This window comes from Methylibium sp., from assembly GCF_965279545.1.
Taxonomy (GTDB): domain Bacteria; phylum Pseudomonadota; class Gammaproteobacteria; order Burkholderiales; family Burkholderiaceae_C; genus Methylibium.
In genome coordinates, this window is sequence record NZ_OZ257250.1 from 1696825 (window position 1) to 1712902 (window position 16078).

General features: G+C 69.2%; 12 protein-coding genes. 6 read left to right on the forward strand and 6 right to left on the reverse strand.

Features of this window, described 5'->3' with window-relative positions; genetic code table 11:
• Nucleotides 1–18: 18 nt before the first annotated feature.
• Complete coding sequence (gene aceE / locus ACQY9S_RS07915) at nt 19–2739, reverse strand: pyruvate dehydrogenase (acetyl-transferring), homodimeric type (protein ID WP_428424576.1); 2721 nt, start codon at nt 2737–2739, stop codon at nt 19–21.
• A 196-nt stretch (nt 2740–2935) separates the two neighbouring features.
• Here aceE and ACQY9S_RS07920 point away from each other — a divergent pair, with 196 nt between their 5' ends.
• The 5 genes from ACQY9S_RS07920 (at nt 2936) to ACQY9S_RS07940 (ending at nt 9889) form a co-directional block, all read left to right on the forward strand.
• Nucleotides 2936–5521, forward strand: a complete 2586-nt coding sequence (locus ACQY9S_RS07920) for a PAS domain S-box protein (RefSeq protein ID WP_428424578.1) — start codon at nt 2936–2938, stop codon at nt 5519–5521.
• A gap of 9 nt (nt 5522–5530) precedes the next feature.
• Nucleotides 5531–6154 (forward strand): response regulator transcription factor, encoded by a 624-nt coding sequence (locus ACQY9S_RS07925; RefSeq protein WP_428424580.1) that lies wholly within the window; start codon nt 5531–5533, stop codon nt 6152–6154.
• Between the two features lie 88 nt (nt 6155–6242).
• A complete protein-coding gene (gene folD / locus ACQY9S_RS07930; RefSeq protein ID WP_428424582.1) occupies nt 6243–7094 on the forward strand; it encodes a bifunctional methylenetetrahydrofolate dehydrogenase/methenyltetrahydrofolate cyclohydrolase FolD in 852 nt (283 codons plus the stop codon).
• A 107-nt stretch (nt 7095–7201) separates the two neighbouring features.
• Nucleotides 7202–9244 (forward strand): M3 family metallopeptidase, encoded by a 2043-nt coding sequence (locus ACQY9S_RS07935; RefSeq protein ID WP_428424584.1) that lies wholly within the window; start codon nt 7202–7204, stop codon nt 9242–9244.
• Between the two features lie 33 nt (nt 9245–9277).
• A complete protein-coding gene (locus ACQY9S_RS07940) occupies nt 9278–9889 on the forward strand; it encodes a glutaredoxin domain-containing protein (RefSeq protein WP_428424586.1) in 612 nt (203 codons plus the stop codon).
• A gap of 18 nt (nt 9890–9907) precedes the next feature.
• On the opposite strand, the gene rpiA is transcribed toward ACQY9S_RS07940, so the two are convergent.
• The gene (gene rpiA / locus ACQY9S_RS07945; protein ID WP_428424588.1) at nt 9908–10567 is read right to left on the reverse strand and encodes a ribose-5-phosphate isomerase RpiA; all 660 of its coding nucleotides are present in this window, start codon (nt 10565–10567) and stop codon (nt 9908–9910) included.
• 142 nt (nt 10568–10709) lie between these two features.
• Here rpiA and ACQY9S_RS07950 point away from each other — a divergent pair, with 142 nt between their 5' ends.
• Complete coding sequence (locus ACQY9S_RS07950) at nt 10710–11744, forward strand: quinone-dependent dihydroorotate dehydrogenase (RefSeq protein WP_428424590.1); 1035 nt, start codon at nt 10710–10712, stop codon at nt 11742–11744.
• A gap of 7 nt (nt 11745–11751) precedes the next feature.
• Here ACQY9S_RS07950 and ACQY9S_RS07955 read toward each other — a convergent pair whose 3' ends face one another.
• Genes ACQY9S_RS07955 through ACQY9S_RS07970 form a run of 4 tightly spaced genes read right to left on the reverse strand, consistent with a single transcriptional unit; the run spans nt 11752 to nt 15810 of the window.
• Nucleotides 11752–12096, reverse strand: coding sequence for a hypothetical protein (locus tag ACQY9S_RS07955; RefSeq protein ID WP_428424592.1), 345 nt, complete (start codon nt 12094–12096; stop codon nt 11752–11754).
• A 39-nt stretch (nt 12097–12135) separates the two neighbouring features.
• On the reverse strand, nt 12136–13416 hold the full coding sequence (locus ACQY9S_RS07960) for a 3-deoxy-D-manno-octulosonic acid transferase (protein WP_428424594.1): 1281 nt from the start codon (nt 13414–13416) through the stop codon (nt 12136–12138).
• Nucleotides 13413–14390 (reverse strand): lipopolysaccharide heptosyltransferase I, encoded by a 978-nt coding sequence (gene waaC, locus ACQY9S_RS07965; protein ID WP_428424596.1) that lies wholly within the window; start codon nt 14388–14390, stop codon nt 13413–13415. The genes ACQY9S_RS07960 and waaC overlap by 4 nt, the downstream gene beginning before the upstream one ends.
• A gap of 28 nt (nt 14391–14418) precedes the next feature.
• Complete coding sequence (locus ACQY9S_RS07970; RefSeq protein WP_428424598.1) at nt 14419–15810, reverse strand: phosphomannomutase/phosphoglucomutase; 1392 nt, start codon at nt 15808–15810, stop codon at nt 14419–14421.
• Nucleotides 15811–16078 lie beyond the last annotated feature (268 nt).

The window sequence follows — 16078 nt, forward strand, 5'->3', positions numbered from 1 at the left end:
GCGAACCCCGTGCTCCGCTTACGCGTAAAGGGGGTTCGCCTTGTCGGCGTTGATGCCGTACTTCTTGATCGCCTCGGCCACCTTCGCGGCCGGCACCGTGCCTTCGTCGGCCAGCGCCTTCAGCGCAGCGACGACGACGTAGTGGCGGTTCACCTCGAAGTGCTCGCGCAGCTTGGTGCGGAAGTCGCTGCGGCCGAAACCGTCGGTCCCCAGCACCTTGTAGCTGCGACCCTTCGGAATGAAGGCGCGGATCTGCTCGGCGTAGGCCTTCATGTAGTCGGTCGACGCCACCACCGGGCCGGCATGCGGCTCGAGCTGCTGCGTCACGAAGGGCACGCGCGGCTTCTTGTCGGCCGGGTGCAGCAGGTTCCAGCGCTCGGCGTCCTGGCCGTCGCGTGCCAATTCGTTGAAGCTCGGGCAGCTCCACACGGTGGCGGCCACGCCCCAGTCCTTCTCGAGCAAGTCTTTCGCGGCGATCGACTCGCGCAGGATCGTGCCGCTGCCGAGCAGGTTGACCTGGGGCGCATCCTTCTTCTTCGCCGTGCCGGCTTCGAGCAGCAGGTACATGCCCTTGACGATCTGTGCCTCGGTGCCCGGCTTCAGGCCCGGCTGTGCATAGTTCTCGTTGAGCAGCGTCAGGTAGAAGTAGACGTTGTCCTGCTGCTCGACCATGCGCTTCAGGCCATGGTGGATGATCACCGCCACCTCGTGCGCGAAGCTCGGGTCGTAGCTGATGCAGTTGGGGATCGTCGCCGCGAGGATGTGGCTGTGGCCATCCTCGTGCTGCAGCCCCTCGCCGTTCAGCGTGGTGCGCCCCGAGGTGCCGCCGAGCAGGAAGCCGCGCGCCTGCATGTCGCCCGCGGCCCAGGCCAGGTCGCCGATGCGCTGGAAGCCGAACATCGAGTAGTAGACATAGAACGGGATCATCACGCGGTTGTTCGTCGAATACGACGTCGCCGCGGCGATCCACGAACTCATGCCGCCCGCCTCGTTGATGCCTTCCTGCAGGACCTGGCCGGCCTTGTCCTCCTTGTAGTACATGACCTGGTCCTTGTCGACCGGCGTGTACTTCTGGCCCTCGGGGTTGTAGATGCCGATCTGGCGGAACAGGCCTTCCATGCCGAAGGTGCGTGCCTCGTCGACCAGGATGGGCACGGTGCGCGGGCCCAGCGCCTTGTCGCGCAGCAGCGCGTTCAGGCAGCGCACGAAGGCCTGCGTGGTGCTGATCTCGCGGCCTTCGGCCGTCGGCTCCAACACCGCCTGGAACACCGGCAGTTCGGGCACCGGCAGTTGCTCGTCGGCCTTGGGACGGCGCTTGGGCAGGTAGCCGCCGAGGGCCTTGCGGCGCTCGTGCAGGTACTGCATCTCGGGCGTGTCGTCGGCCGGCTTGTAGAACGGGATGTCGTGCAGCTTGTCGTCGGGGATGGGAATGTTGAAGCGGTCGCGAAAGGCCTTCACGTCCTCGTCGACCAGTTTCTTGGTCTGGTGGGCGGTGTTCTTGCCCTCGCCGATCTTGCCCATGCCATAGCCCTTGACCGTCTTGATCAGCAGCACGGTGGGCTGGCCCTTGTGGTTCACGGCCTCGTGGTAGGCGGCGTGCACCTTGTGCGGGTCGTGGCCGCCGCGGTTCAGGCGCCAGATGTCGTCGTCGCTCAACTTGGCCACCATCTCCAGCAGCTTGGGGTGCTGGCCGAAGAAGTGCTTGCGCACGAAGGCGCCGTCGTTGGCCTTCATCGCCTGGTAGTCGCCGTCGACGGTGTCCATCATCACCTTGCGCAGCAGGCCTTCCTTGTCGCGCGCCAGCAGCGGGTCCCAGTAGCTGCCCCAGATCAGCTTGATGACGTTCCAGCCCGAGCCACGGAACTCGCCCTCGAGCTCCTGGATGATCTTGCCGTTGCCGCGCACCGGGCCGTCGAGGCGCTGCAGGTTGCAATTGACGACGAAGATCAGGTTGTCGAGCTTCTCGCGCGCCGCCAGGCCGATGGCGCCGAGCGACTCGGGCTCGTCCATCTCGCCGTCGCCGCAGAACACCCAGACCTTGCGGTTCTCGGTGTTGGCAATGCCGCGAGCATGCAGGTACTTGAGGAAGCGCGCCTGGTAGATCGCCATCAGCGGGCCCAGACCCATTGACACGGTCGGGAACTGCCAGAACTCCGGCATCAGCTTCGGGTGCGGGTAGCTCGACAGGCCCTTGCCGTCGACCTCCTGGCGGAAGTTGAGCAATTGCTCATCGGTGATGCGGCCTTCCATGAAGGCCCGCGCGTAGATGCCCGGCGACGAGTGGCCCTGGATGTAGAGCAGGTCCCCGCCGTGGCCCTCGCTCTCGGCGTGCCAGAAGTGGTTGAAGCCGGCGCCGAACATCGTCGCCAGCGAGGCGAAGCTCGAGATGTGACCGCCGAGGTCGCCGCCGTCGGCCGGGTCCAGGCGGTTCGCCTTGACCACCATCGCCATCGCGTTCCAGCGCATGTAGGCCCGCAGCCGCTCTTCGATCTCGAGGTTGCCCGGGTTGTGCTGCTCCTGCCCGGCCGGAATGGTGTTCACGTAGGGCGTCGTGGCCGAGAACGGCATGTCGATGCCGGCCTGGCGTGCCTCGTCGATCAGGCGCTCGAGAAGGAAGTGGGCGCGCTGCGGCCCCTCGCTGTCGATGACGGCGGCCAGCGCCTCCAGCCACTCGCGCGTTTCCTGCGCGTCGCTGTCGTTGGCGGCCGACCGGCCAAAGGATTCCGGCAGTGCAGACATGTCTTGTCTCCGTTGATCTGGCGTTGGGTCACGCCTTGGACTGATGCTCGGATTCAGTATTGCACAGCGGCTTGATTTTTTCAAATGGTGCTAGATGATTTCTTATTGTGAAACTTATGCAAGGATCCGACCCCAAGCCTCTGCCCGGAGGAAGCTTGTCGCCACACCGATTCACTCTGGCACCGATAATTGTTCGATGACGCGCCACGCTCCCGACTCGTCCCTCGATCCGCCACCCAAGGCGCATCCACGACGGCTGTTCTGGGCCTGGTGGAAGCGGCAGTCGCCTGCGCACCAGGATCGGTTCGCCACTTTCGCTCCTTTGCTGTCGGTCCTGCTCTTCCTCGCGGCGATCATTACGGCCTTCTGGTACCTGCGCAACGAGGAATTCGAGCGGGAGCAGGAATCGGTCAAGCGCGACACCGAAATCGCGCAGCAGCAGATTCGCCTGCGGCTGATCGAGAACCAGGAGCAACTGGTGCGCATGGCGCGGGAGGTCGCGACCCACGCCATCGACCTCGACGAGTTCCTCGGCCAGGCCGTGAGCTTTGCGCGCGAGCGGCCCGAGGTCGTCAGCCTGAGCTGGATCGATGCCGACCAGAGCGTCAAGGCACGCCACACCTCGCCCAACTACCCGGGGGACCTGATGCACTGGGCGGACCCGGTCTCGGCCGCGTCCGCACCGGAGTCGCCGGCCGTCCCTGCCGCTTCGGCGCCGGTCGCCTTGCGCGGCGAGCCGGCCTGGGCGTTCGCTGCTGCACGCGACCTGCGCCAGCCGGTCTACTCGCGCCCCTATGAAGGCAGTGGCGCGCTCTCGGTGTTCCAGGTGCATGTGCCCTTGATCGACCGCAGCGCGTTCTCCGGCACGCTGGTCGCCGAGTACTCGGTCGAGTCGCTGCTGCGCTACTTCGTGCCGGCCGAAGTGACGCGGCGCCATGCGATCAGCCTGCTCGACAGCAATGACCGCGTGCTCGCGAGCAGCGTGTCGCGCGAGCCGGCCAACGGCGCGCACAGCAGCAACGGCATCGTGCAGGACGTGGCGCTCGCCCCGTCGGGCAACGGCCTGGTGGTGCGCGGGCAGGGCTGGCGCACCTCCATCGGCCTGATCGGCAACACGCTGTTCTGGATGGTCGTGGCGCTGTCCGCGCTCACGGTCTGGATGCTGCTGGGCACCTGGCGCCACATGCGCCGGCGCTCGCAGATGCAGAGCACGCTGGTCACCGAGACCAACTTCCGCCGCGCGATGGAGAACTCCATGCTGACCGGCATGCGCGCGATGGACCTCGAGGGGCGCATCAGCTACGTGAACCCGGCGTTCTGCGCGATGACCGGCTTCGCCGAGGACGAGCTGATCGGCCGCCTGCCGCCTTTCCCGCACTGGCCGCCGGACCGCATGGAAGAGAACACCCGGCTGCTGCAGCAGGAACTGCAGGGGCGCAGCCCGGCCGGCGGCATCGAGGTGAAGATCATGCGCAAGGACGGCACGCTGTTCGACGCACGCATGTACGTCTCGCCGCTGATCGACGCCAAGGGCCACCAGACCGGCTGGATGACCTCGATGACCAACATCACCGAAGCCAAGCGCATCCGCGACCAATTGTCGGCATCGCACGAACGCTTCACCACCGTGCTCGAAGGCCTGGAAGCGGCGGTGTCGGTGCTGTCGGTCGCACAGGGCGAGCTGCTGTTCGCCAACCGCTCCTACCGCCTGTGGTTCGGTGCCGATTCTCAGGGCCATGCTCGCCTGGCCGGCGCGGACGAAGCCCTCGCGGCCCGGCGCGACGCCGATGAGTCGGTCGACAGCTTCGGCGGCCTGCCCGCCCAGGAGCTGACCGAGGCCAGCAGCGACGCTCACGAGGTGTTCATCGAGTCGCTGCAGAAGTGGTTCGATGTCCGGGCGCGCTATGTGCAGTGGACCGACGGGCGGCTGGCACAGATGCTGATCGCGACCGACATCACGGCGCGCCGGCGCGCCGAAGAGCAGGCATCGCACCAGGCCGAGAAGGCCCAGGTCACGAGCCGGCTCGTCACGATGGGCGAGATGGCCTCCAGCGTCGCCCACGAGCTGAACCAGCCGCTCACGGCCATCACGAACTACTGCAACGGCATGGTCTCGCGGGTCAAGTCCGACGCGATCGAGAAGGACGACCTGATCGCCGCGCTCGAGAAGACCGCGCGGCAGGCCCACCGCGCCGGGCAGATCATCCACCGCATCCGCGCCTTCGTGAAACGCAGCGAGCCGCAGCGCCAGACGGCCAAGGCGCGCGACATCGTCGAGGACGCGGTCGATCTCGCCGGCATCGAGCTCAAGCGGCGCAATGTGCATATCCACACCTACATCGCACAGCGGCTGCCCGACCTGCAGGTGGACCCGATCCTGATCGAACAGGTGCTGCTGAACCTGCTGAAGAACGCCGCCGAGGCGATCGATCATGCCAAGCTGCCGCCCTCGCGCCGCCACATCGAGCTGCGCGTCGTGCCCAGGCACACGCCGGAGGAAGGCGGCGTGATCGAGTTCAGCGTCCGCGACAACGGACCCGGCGTCAAGGAAGAGATGATGGCGCGGCTCTACGAGGCCTTCTTCTCGACCAAGGCCGACGGCCTGGGCATCGGTCTGTCGCTGTGCCGCTCGATCGTCGAGTCCCACCGCGGACGCATCCGTGCGGAGAACCTTTACAATGGCCCGGTGATCAGCGGTTGCAGCTTTGCCTTCACCCTGCCTGTGGAACTCCCGGTCCCGGCGACCGAGACACACGGCGTCACCCTGACCGAAACCTCGTAAAGAGCGTGCATGAGCCTCATCCCCAAGAAAGGCACGGTCTACGTCGTCGACGATGACGAAGCCGTGCGCGACTCTCTTCAGTGGCTGCTCGAAGGCAAGGACTACCGGGTCAAGTGCTTCGACTCGGCCGAATCCTTCCTGTCGCGCTTCGACTCCCGCGAGGTCGCCTGCCTGATCGCCGACATCCGCATGGATGGCATGAGCGGCCTCGAACTGCAGGACCGGCTGGTGGAGCGCAAGAGCCCGCTGCCGGTCGTCTTCATCACCGGCCACGGCGACGTGCCGATGGCCGTCACCACCATGAAGAAGGGCGCGATGGACTTCATCGAGAAGCCCTTCAAGGAAGAAGAGCTGCTCGGTCTCGTCGAGCGCATGCTGGATTCCGCCCGCTCCGCCTTCTCGCAACACCAGGAGGCTGCGAGCCGCGATGCCCTGCTGTCGCGTCTGACCACGCGCGAGGCGCAGGTGCTCGAGCGCATCGTCGCCGGCCGGCTGAACAAGCAGATCGCCGACGACCTGGGCATCAGCATCAAGACGGTGGAGGCGCACCGCGCCAACATCATGGAGAAGCTCAACGCCAACACCGTGGCCGATCTGCTGAAGATCGCCCTCGGCGCCCAGGCCAAGGCCTGACGCGCCACCCGCAGGCCAGGGCCGCCTTCGCGCGGCCCTTGTTGTTTCAGCGCCGGCATCCGGCGGCGCAACGCCTTGAAGGACCCGCATGAGCGCCCGAGCTATCGACGGCAACGCCCTGTCCCGCCACCTGCGACACGAGGTCGCCCAGCGCGCCGCGGCATTGCGCGAGCATGGCATCACGCCCGGCCTGGCCGTCATCCTGGTCGGCGAGAACCCGGCCTCGCAGGTCTATGTGCGCAACAAGGTCAAGGCCTGTCACGACAGCGGCCTGCACTCGGTGCTCGAGCACTACCCGGCGGCGATGGGCGAGGCCGAGCTGCTGGCGCGCGTGCAAGCGCTCAACGCCGATCCGGCCATCCACGGCATCCTGGTCCAGCTGCCGCTGCCGCCGCACATCGACGCGCACCGCGTGATCGAGACGATCGCGCCGCACAAGGACGTCGACGGCTTCCACGTCGCCAGCGCCGGAGCATTGATGATCGGCCAGTCCGGCTTCAAGCCCTGCACGCCCTATGGCTGCATGAAGATGCTCGAGTCGATAGCCTGCGACCCGAAAGGCAAGCACGCCGTCGTGATCGGCCGCAGCAACATCGTCGGCAAGCCGATGGCGCTGCTGCTGCTGCAGGCCCATGCCACCGTCACCGTCTGCCACAGCGCCACGCCCGATCTGGCGCTGCACACCCGCCAGGCCGACATCGTCGTGGCCGCGGTCGGCAAGCGCAACGTGCTGACCGCCGACATGGTCAAGCCCGGCGCCGTGGTGATCGACGTCGGCATGAACCGCGACGACCATGGCAGGCTGTGCGGCGACGTCGACTTCGCCGGCGTCGCCAAGGTCGCCGGCTGGATCACGCCGGTGCCCGGCGGCGTGGGGCCGATGACCATCACGATGCTGCTGATGAACACCGTCGAATCCGCCGAGCGGCTCGTTCGCTGAACACCTTGCGGGGATCGCTATGCTGCCGATGAACACGATTGAATCCCGGGAACTCGCCGCCAGCTGACACTGTGTCGGCACGATGCCCTGCCCGAGCCCACACGACCATGAGCAATCCTCTCCTCGACACTTCCGCCCTGCCCCGCTTCGGCGAGATCCTCCCCGAACATGTGTCCCCGGCGGTCGACACCCTGCTGACTGAAGCGAATGCAGCGCTCGAGCGGGCCACCGGGCCGGGCGTGGCGGCCGACTACGACGCCCTGTCGGCCGTGCTCGACGTCGCGACCGAACGCCTGGGCCGCGCCTGGGGCGCCGTCAGTCATCTCAACGCGGTGGCCGACACGCCCGAACTGCGCGCCGCCTACACCGAGGCCCTGCCCCGGGTGACGGAGTTCTACACGAAGCTCGGCGCCGACGAGCGGCTCTATGCCAAGTACAAGGCGGTGGCAGGCGGCCAGGCACAGGCGCTGAATGCGGCGCGGCGCAAGGCGCTGTCGAACGCGATGCGCGACTTCGTGCTGTCCGGCGCCGAGTTGCAGGGCGCTGCGAAAGAGCGCTTCGCGGCGATCCAGGCGCGGCAGGCCGAACTCGGGCAGGCCTTCTCGGAACACGTGCTCGATGCGACGGACCAGTGGTCCTACCTGGCCGGCGAGGCCGAGCTGGCCGGCGTGCCCGACGACGTCAAGGTCGCAACCCGCGCCGCCGCGCAGGCCGAAGGCCAGGCGGGGCACAAGCTCGGCCTGCACATGCCGGTCTACCTGCCAGTGCTGCAGTACGCACAGGACCGCGGGCTGCGCGAGCACCTCTACCGCGCCCACGTCACGCGCGCTTCCGAAGCCGGCCCGGCCGAGCGCGACAACAGCGCCGTGATGAGCGAGATCCTCGCGCTGCGCCAGGAGGAGGCCGAACTGCTCGGCTACCGGAGCTTCGCCGAGGTGTCGCTGGTTGCGAAGATGGCCGACTCGCCGCAGCAGGTGCAGGGCTTCCTGCGCGACCTGGCCGTGCGCGCGCGGCCGCACGCCGAGCGCGACCTGGCCGAGCTGCGCGACTTCGCCCGCGCCGAACTCGGCCTGGCCGAGCTGCAGGCCTGGGACATGGCCTACGCCTCGGAGCGCCTGAAGGAAGCACGCTACGCCTTCAGCGACACCGAGGTGAAGCAGTACTTCACCGAGCCGAAGGTGCTGGCCGGCCTGTTCCGCATCATCGAGACGCTGTTCGAGGTCGCGATCCGACCCGACAGCGCACCGGTCTGGAACGAGCACGTGCGCTTCTTCCGCATCGAGCGCGGCACGCGACTGGTCGGCCAGTTCTACCTCGACCTCTACGCACGCCCCGGCAAGCGGCCCGGCGCCTGGATGGACGACGTGCGCGGCCGCTGGGCGCGCCCGGAAGGCCCGGTGCAGACACCGGTCGCCCACCTGGTGTGCAACTTCGCGGCCCCGGTCGCCGTGAAGGGGAAAGAGCGGCCCGCGCTGCTCTCGCACGACGACGTGACCACGCTGTTCCACGAGTTCGGCCACGGGCTGCAGCACATGCTCACGCAGGTCGACGACATCGGCGTGGCCGGCATCTCCGGCGTCGAATGGGACGCGGTGGAACTGCCCAGCCAGTTCATGGAGAACTTCTGCTGGGAGTGGGAGGTCGTGCGGCACATGACGGCGCATGTCGACAGCGGCGAACCATTGCCCCGCGCGCTGTTCGACAAGATGCTGGCCGCGAAGAATTTCCAGAGCGGCCTGCAGACGCTGCGCCAGGTGGAGTTCTCGCTGTTCGACATGCTGATCCACGACGGACCGGCCATGGCGCCCTATGGGGCCGACCGGATCCAGCAGGTGCTCGGCGACGTGCGGCGCGAGATCGCGGTGGTCGTCCCGCCGGCCTTCAACCGCTTCCAGCACAGCTTCTCGCACATCTTCTCCGGCGGCTACGCGGCCGGCTACTACAGCTACAAATGGGCCGAGGTGCTGAGCGCCGACGCGTATGCGGCCTTCGAGGAAGAGGGCGTGTTCAACCCGGCCGTCGGCCGCCGCTACCGCGAGGCCATCCTCGAAGCCGGCGGCAGCCGCCCGGCGATGGAGAGCTTCAAGGCCTTCCGCGGCCGCGAGCCGCGCATCGACGCGCTGCTGCGTCATCAAGGCATGGCGGACTAAGATCGTGGCAACGCCGAAGCCGAGGACACCGTCATGAGCCGATCCACCGCCGCGCTGCTGCTCGGCCTTGCCGCACTGGGCACGAGCCCGGCCCTGCAGGCGCAATACAAGATCGTGGAACCCGACGGGCGCATCACCTACACCGACCGGCCCTCGCCGTCGGCGGCGGCGAAGGTCCAGCCGCTGCGCCCCAGCGGCGGCGCAGCACCCACCGCCGGCCTGCCGTACGAGCTGGGTCAAATCGCCGAGCGCTACCCGGTCACGCTGTACAGCGGCAACGACTGCAGCGGCTGCGTGGCCGGGCGCAACCTGCTGCGCCAGCGCGGCATCCCCTACACCGAAAAGACAGTCAGTGGCGACGCCGACATCGCTGCCTTCCGACAGATCGAGGCCAGCAGCGAACTGCCCGTGCTGCGCATCGGCGGCCAGCAGTTGCGGGGTTATTCCGAGGCCGAGTGGCGCAGCTACCTCGATGCCGCCGGCTATCCCAAGCAGTCGCGCCTGCCGGCCGACTACCGCGGCTGGGAGCCTTCACCGCTGGTCGGCCAGACCACCGCGCCGAAACCTCCCCCCCGGCCCGCGCCCGAGCCCCCCGCGGCGCTGCCACCGGCGCTTGAGGCGGCACCCAACGGCATCCGGTTCTGAGTTCGGCGCGCCCCGGCTTCAGAACCGCAGCGTCTTCACGCCCTCGGGGGTACCCAGCAGGCACACGCTGGCCTTGTGGCGTGCGAACACGCCGACCGTCACCACGCCGGGCCATTGGTTGACCTCGGTCTCGAAGGCCAGCGGGTCCGTGATCGACAGCCCCCGCACATCGAGGATCAGCTGCCCGTTGTCGGTGATCACGCCTTCGCGCACCGCGGCCTGTGCGCCCAACCTGGCAAAGCGCCTCTGGATCTGGCCCACCGCGATCGGCAGCACCTCGACCGGCAGCGCAAAGCGCCCCAGCACCTCGACCAGCTTCGAGGCGTCGGCGATGCAGATGAAGCGCTCGGCCAGATCGGCCACGATCTTCTCGCGCGTCAAGGCCGCGCCTCCGCCCTTGATCATGAAGCCGTGGTGGTCGATCTCGTCGGCCCCGTCGATGTAGACCGGCAACGATTCGACGGCGCCGGCCTCGAACACGCGGATGCCCTTTTCCTTCAGCCGCTCGGTGCTCTTGACGGAACTCGACACCGCACCGGCAATGCGGTCCTTGATGCCGGCCAGCGCGTCGATGAAGCAATTGACCGTCGAGCCGGTGCCAACACCGACGATGCTGCCGTCGGGCACGTAGTCGAGCGCGGCGCGGCCGACGAGGGCCTTCAGTTCATCCTGGTTCATGGTCTGCTGCGGGAAGTTGTCTGTGGGGTCGGCGGCGCATCGATTATCGGGGCAGCCGCGACCGGCGGCGCGACACGGGAGCCGGGACGGCCAGATCCGCGGGCTCGCTAGCCTCGACATCGGCGTCTGGGAAAATGCGCGGATGCCCTTGATTCCCTATGCGCTCACGCGCCCTTTCCTGTTCGGCCTCGACGCCGAGCACGCCCATGAGCTGACGCTGGCCTCGATCGCGCGGCTGCAGAACACGCCGCTGCAGTGCCTGTGGCAGCAGCCGCGTGTCGACGATCCGGTCACGCTGGCCGGCTTGCGTTTCCCGAACCGCATCGGCCTGGCCGCCGGCCTCGACAAGAACGGCCGCTGCATCGACGGCTTCGGGGCGATGGGCTTCGGCTTCATCGAAGTGGGCACCGTCACGCCGAAAGGCCAGCCCGGCAACCCGAAGCCGCGCGTGTTCCGGCTGCCCGAGGCCGAGGCCCTGATCAACCGGCTGGGCTTCAACAACGAGGGCCTGGACGCCTTCATCGCCAACGTGCGGCGCGCCGGCTTCCGCCAGCGCGGCGGCCTGCTCGGTCTGAACATCGGCAAGAACGCCGCCACGCCGATCGAGAACGCGGTCGACGACTACCTGCTCGGCCTGGAGGGCGTCTACCCGCACGCCGACTACGTGACGGTCAACATCTCGAGCCCGAACACGCAGAACCTGCGCAGCCTGCAGAGCGACGCCGCGCTCGACGCGCTGCTCGGGCGCCTGCAGGAGCGCCGCCAGCGGCTGATCGTGGAGCACGGCCGCAGCGTGCCGATGTTCGTGAAGATCGCGCCCGACCTCGACGAGGCCCAGGTCGGCGTGATCGCCGCGACCTTGAAGAAGAACGCCATCGACGGCGTGATCGCCACCAACACCACGCTCGCGCGCGATGCGGTGCAGGGCCTGGCGCACGCCACCGAGGTCGGCGGCCTGAGCGGCCGGCCGGTGTTCGAGGCGAGCAACCGCGTGATCCGCCAGCTGCGCGCCGCACTCGGCGCGGGCTATCCCGTCATCGGCGTGGGCGGCGTGATGAGCGGCGCCGACGCGCGGGCCAAGCGCGAGGCCGGGGCCGACCTGGTGCAGGTCTACACCGGCCTCATCTACCGCGGGCCGGCGCTGGTGAGCGAAGCGGCCCGCGCCCTGAAGGGGTGAGCAAGGCTCAGTGCGTCTTGCGGCCCACGGCGGCCACGCCCTTCGGCGGCGCCGAGGCGAACAGACGCGCCGCCCGGCCCTTGAGCTCGAGCAGTTCGCTCGGCGTCACCGAGTAGGTCCCCGCGACGACGTTGACTTCCACCCGGAACTCGACGTCGCGATCGCCGTTCGACAGCATGCCCGAGGTGAACTCGTAGTCCTCCTGCTCGGCCGGCAGACCCTGCTTGTCGAAGTCGTAGCCCTCGTACTCGACGCGCAGGATTTCACCGCTGGCCATGTCGAGCATCCCCGTCGAGCGGATCACCGACTCGGACAACTCGTCGAAAAGAACCACCGGCAGCTTCAGATCCAATTCGGGACTCCTGTACCGCGCAAGCGCGCGGCCTCGATTTTAGGCGGCGTCGAGCGCTTCCACGATGGCAGCGGCCATGCGCTGCGCGGCACCGCGGTGCGCGGCCGCGAATCCGAAGGCCCCCTGGACCATGCGCGAGCGCGCGGCACCGTCGCCGGCCAGCACGACCGCGCGCGCGACGCCGGTGCCGACGTCCGGCACCCGCTCGCTGGCCCCGGCCGCGAGGGAGCGCTCGGCGGCGTCGGCAAAGTTGAAGGTGTGCGGGCCCATCAGCAGCGGGCAGCCGCAGGCCGCCGCCTCGATCAGGTTCTGCCCGCCCAGCGGCGCGAAGCTGCCGCCGAGCAGCGCGACGCGCGCGGCCGCATAGTAGGCCGGCATCTCGCCGAGCGAGTCGCCCAGCCACACCCCGGCGCTGTGCGCGGCGGCGTCGGGCACGCCGCCCGGCCACGCGCTGCGGCGCGACAGCGACAGGCCGCGGCGCTCCACCAGCGCCGCCACCTCGTCGAAGCGCTGCGGATGGCGCGGCACCAGCAGCAGCCGTGCAGCCGCCCCCGCTTGCACCCGCCAGGCGTCCAGCAGGCCGTCTTCCTCGCCCTCGCGCAGGCTGGCGGCCAGCACCAGGGGCCGGTCGCTGGCCCGCGCCCAGCGCTCGCCGAGCGCGAGCAGGCCGGCATCGGGTGTCATGTCGAACTTCAGGTTGCCCATCACGTCGACACGGCGCGCGCCGGTAGAACGCAGCCGTGCGGCGTCGGCCTCGGTCTGTGCCAGCACGCGGTGCAGTGCGGCGAAGGCCGGGCGCAGCAGGGTCGCGAAGCGCGTGCCGCGCCGCAGGCTCTTCTCGCTCAGGCGGGCATTCGCCAGCAGCACCGGCACGCCGGCCGCCACGGCGCTGCGCATCAGGTTCGGCCAGACCTCGGTTTCCATCAGCACGCCGACCGCCGGCCGCCAGTGCGCCAGGAAGCGCCGCGTGGCGCCCGGGGTGTCGTAGGGCAGCCAGGTCTGCGCGTCGCCGGCCCGCAGCAAGGCGGCGCCGGCTTCGCGACCGGTGGCCGTGCCATGCGTGAGCAGCACGCGCAGATCAGCCCGGTCGCGACGCAGCGCCTCGACCAGCGCCTGCGCCGCGCGCGTTTCGCCGAGCGACACCGCATGGATCCACACCGCGCCCGGCTTCGCAGGCCCGGCGTAGCGGCCGAAACGCTCGCCGATGGCCCGGCGGTACAGCGGCTCGGCATGGCCGCGCCACCACAGCCGCAGCGCATACACGGGGCCGAGCACGCGCAGCAGGCCGCTGTAGGCCGCCTGCGCGAAGCCGACACTCACGCGACGCGCTCCCAGGCCTGCAGCACCTGCTCGACCGTCGGCAACGCGACCTCGCTCGCCTGCACCACGGCCGTCCGGAGTTCCCAGTACGCGGCGGCACGCCAGGCCTTGTCTTCGATGAAGATCTGCACGGTCGGCCGGCCCAGCGTGGCCGCCATGTGGCTCAGCCCGGTGTCCAGGCCGATGCTGCCGCCCATGCGCAGCATCACCGCGGCCAGCCGGTCGAGCGGCAAGCGCGGCAGCACTGCCGAGCTGCCGCCGATCTCGCGCTGGATGGCCTCGGCACGCAGCCGCTCGTCGGCGGTGCCCCAGGCCAGCAGCGGCTGGGCGCCGCGCGCCACGAGGCGCCGGCCCAGCTCGGACCAGAAGGCGGTCGGCAGCAGCTTCACGAGCTTGGCCGAACCATGCACCAGCAGCACGTCGCGCGGATCCGCCCAGCGCGCGTCCTGCGGGTCCAGCGGCGGCGGCCGCCACGGCACGACGGGTTCTCCCTCCACGGCGTAGCCGAGTGCCCGTGCGGCCAGCTCGCGCGAGCGATCGACGACGTGGATGCGCGGCGGCATCGCCAGCGCCACGTCGTAGGCCAGCCGCGCCAGCGGCTCGTAGGCCGCACCGTCCGTGCGGTTCGCAAGACCGTAGCGCCGCCCTCCGGGCGCCAGCACGGCGGCCCGCGTGACCAGCGCGCTCTTCACCAGGCCTTGCAGGTCGAGCACCGCGTCGTAGCGCACGCTGCGCAGGCTGCGCCAGAACTCGGTCCACTCGGGCCATGCCGCGCCGAGCGACTTCTTCCAGCGCCGCAGCGCAAACGGCACGATGCGCTCGATGCCGGCCAGACTGCGCGCCAGCGGCACAAAGGCCTCCTCGACCACCCAGTCGACCTGCGCGCCCGGATGAGCGCGGTGGAGGTCGCCCAGCACCGGCGCGGCGTGCACCACGTCGCCGAGCGAGGACAGGCGAACGATCAGCACGCGCATGGCGGCCGCGCCGTGGCCGGAGCCGCGCTCAGTGCGCCGCCGCGGCCACCTGCGCGTCCGGCTTCACCGCCCGCAAGGCGGCCATGAACTGCGCCTGGATGCGCGCCAGCGCCGCCGCGGTATGGCCTTCGAAGCGCAGCACCAGCACCGGCGTCGTGTTCGACGCGCGCACCAGGCCGAAGCCATCGCTGAACTCGGCCCGCAGGCCATCGATCGTGATCACCTCGCTGGCGCCGGGGAACTTCGCCACCTCGCGCAGCCTGGCGACCACCTCGTGGTGCTCGCCCTCGGCGCAGGGCACGTTCAGCTCCGGCGTGCTGTAGCTGGTCGGCAGCGCGTTGAGCAGCTTGCTCGGGTTCTTGTGGCGCGACACGATCTCCAGCAGCCGGGCGGCGGTGTAGGTCGCGTCGTCGAAGCCGTACCAGCGCTCGCCGAAGAAGATGTGCCCGCTCATCTCGCCGGCCAGCGGCGCGCCGGTTTCCTTGAGCTTGGCCTTGATCAGCGAGTGGCCGGTCTTCCACATCACCGGTTTGCCGCCGGCCTTGCGGATGGCAGCCACGAGGCGCTGGCTGCACTTGACGTCGAAGATGATCGGCGCGCCCGGGTGGCGCTGCAGGATGTCCTGCGCGTACAGCATCAGCTGGCGGTCCGGGAAGATGTTCTGGCCGTCGGCGGTGACGACGCCGAGCCGGTCGCCGTCGCCGTCGAAGGCCAGGCCGAGCTCGGCGCCGGTTTCCTTCACGGTGCGGATCAGGTCCACCAGGTTCTCCGGCTTCGACGGGTCCGGGTGGTGGTTCGGGAAGTCGCCGTCGACCTCGGAGTACAGCTCGATCACCTCGCAGCCCAGCGCGCGCAGGATGCCGGGCGCGGACGCGCCGGGGATGCCGTTGCCGGAGTCGACCACGATCTTCATCGGCCGTGCGAGCTTGCAGTCGCCGGTGATGCGGTGCAGGTATTCGGCGCCGATGTCCATCGCCGCCGAGCGCCCCTTGCCCTGCACGTAGTCCTCGGCCTCGATGCGCCGGCGCAGGCCCTGGATGTCTTCGCCGTAGATCGCGCGGCCGGCCAGCACCATCTTGAAGCCGTTGTAGTCCTTCGGGTTGTGGCTGCCGGTGACCTGGATGCCGCTGCGGCAGCCGTGCTCGCCCCGCGTCGCGGCCACGTAGTACAGCATCGGCGTTGTCACCGGGCCCAGGTCCACCACGTCGAGCCCGGTCGACGCCAGGCCGCGGATCAGCGCGGCCGCCAGCCCCGGGCCGGACAGCCGGCCATCGCGCCCCACGGCGACGGCCTTCTCGCCGAGCTTGCGGGCCTCGCTGCCGAACGCACGGCCGAGGTGCTCGGCGAAACGCTCGTCGATCGTCGTGCCGACGATGCCGCGGATGTCATAGGCCTTGAAGATCGAAGCGGCAACTTGCATGCGAGGGTCCGTCCTGATTGAGAAGACCGGCGGATTGTAGGGATGCTCGCAGCCCCCTCTGCCGATGCTGGGCCACGCCCGGTACTGACAGGGCCGCCTGAGATGATCGCGACGCCCTGCAACGATCATCTGCACGCCGTTGTCATTCGCCATCGGACGCAGTGCTGCAGCCGGATTCGATGACGGATTCGAGCGCAAGGCCCGGAGTGCGGCGTTGCGGCCCGCAGGCTAGATTCCCGGCACCGCGACCCGCTGCCCCTGAAGGAAC

Bases quoted from the DNA above. Each gene is read 5' to 3' on its own strand.
- aceE (WP_428424576.1), bottom strand. From the start codon at position 2,739: ATGTCTGCACTGCCGGAATCCTTTGGCCGGTCGGCCGCCAACGACAGC.
- ACQY9S_RS07920 (WP_428424578.1), top strand. From the start codon at position 2,936: ATGACGCGCCACGCTCCCGACTCGTCCCTCGATCCGCCACCCAAGGCG.
- ACQY9S_RS07925 (WP_428424580.1), top strand. From the start codon at position 5,531: ATGAGCCTCATCCCCAAGAAAGGCACGGTCTACGTCGTCGACGATGAC.
- folD (WP_428424582.1), top strand. From the start codon at position 6,243: ATGAGCGCCCGAGCTATCGACGGCAACGCCCTGTCCCGCCACCTGCGA.
- ACQY9S_RS07935 (WP_428424584.1), top strand. From the start codon at position 7,202: ATGAGCAATCCTCTCCTCGACACTTCCGCCCTGCCCCGCTTCGGCGAG.
- ACQY9S_RS07940 (WP_428424586.1), top strand. From the start codon at position 9,278: ATGAGCCGATCCACCGCCGCGCTGCTGCTCGGCCTTGCCGCACTGGGC.
- rpiA (WP_428424588.1), bottom strand. From the start codon at position 10,567: ATGAACCAGGATGAACTGAAGGCCCTCGTCGGCCGCGCCGCGCTCGAC.
- ACQY9S_RS07950 (WP_428424590.1), top strand. From the start codon at position 10,710: ATGCCCTTGATTCCCTATGCGCTCACGCGCCCTTTCCTGTTCGGCCTC.
- waaC (WP_428424596.1), bottom strand. From the start codon at position 14,390: ATGCGCGTGCTGATCGTTCGCCTGTCCTCGCTCGGCGACGTGGTGCAC.
- ACQY9S_RS07970 (WP_428424598.1), bottom strand. From the start codon at position 15,810: ATGCAAGTTGCCGCTTCGATCTTCAAGGCCTATGACATCCGCGGCATC.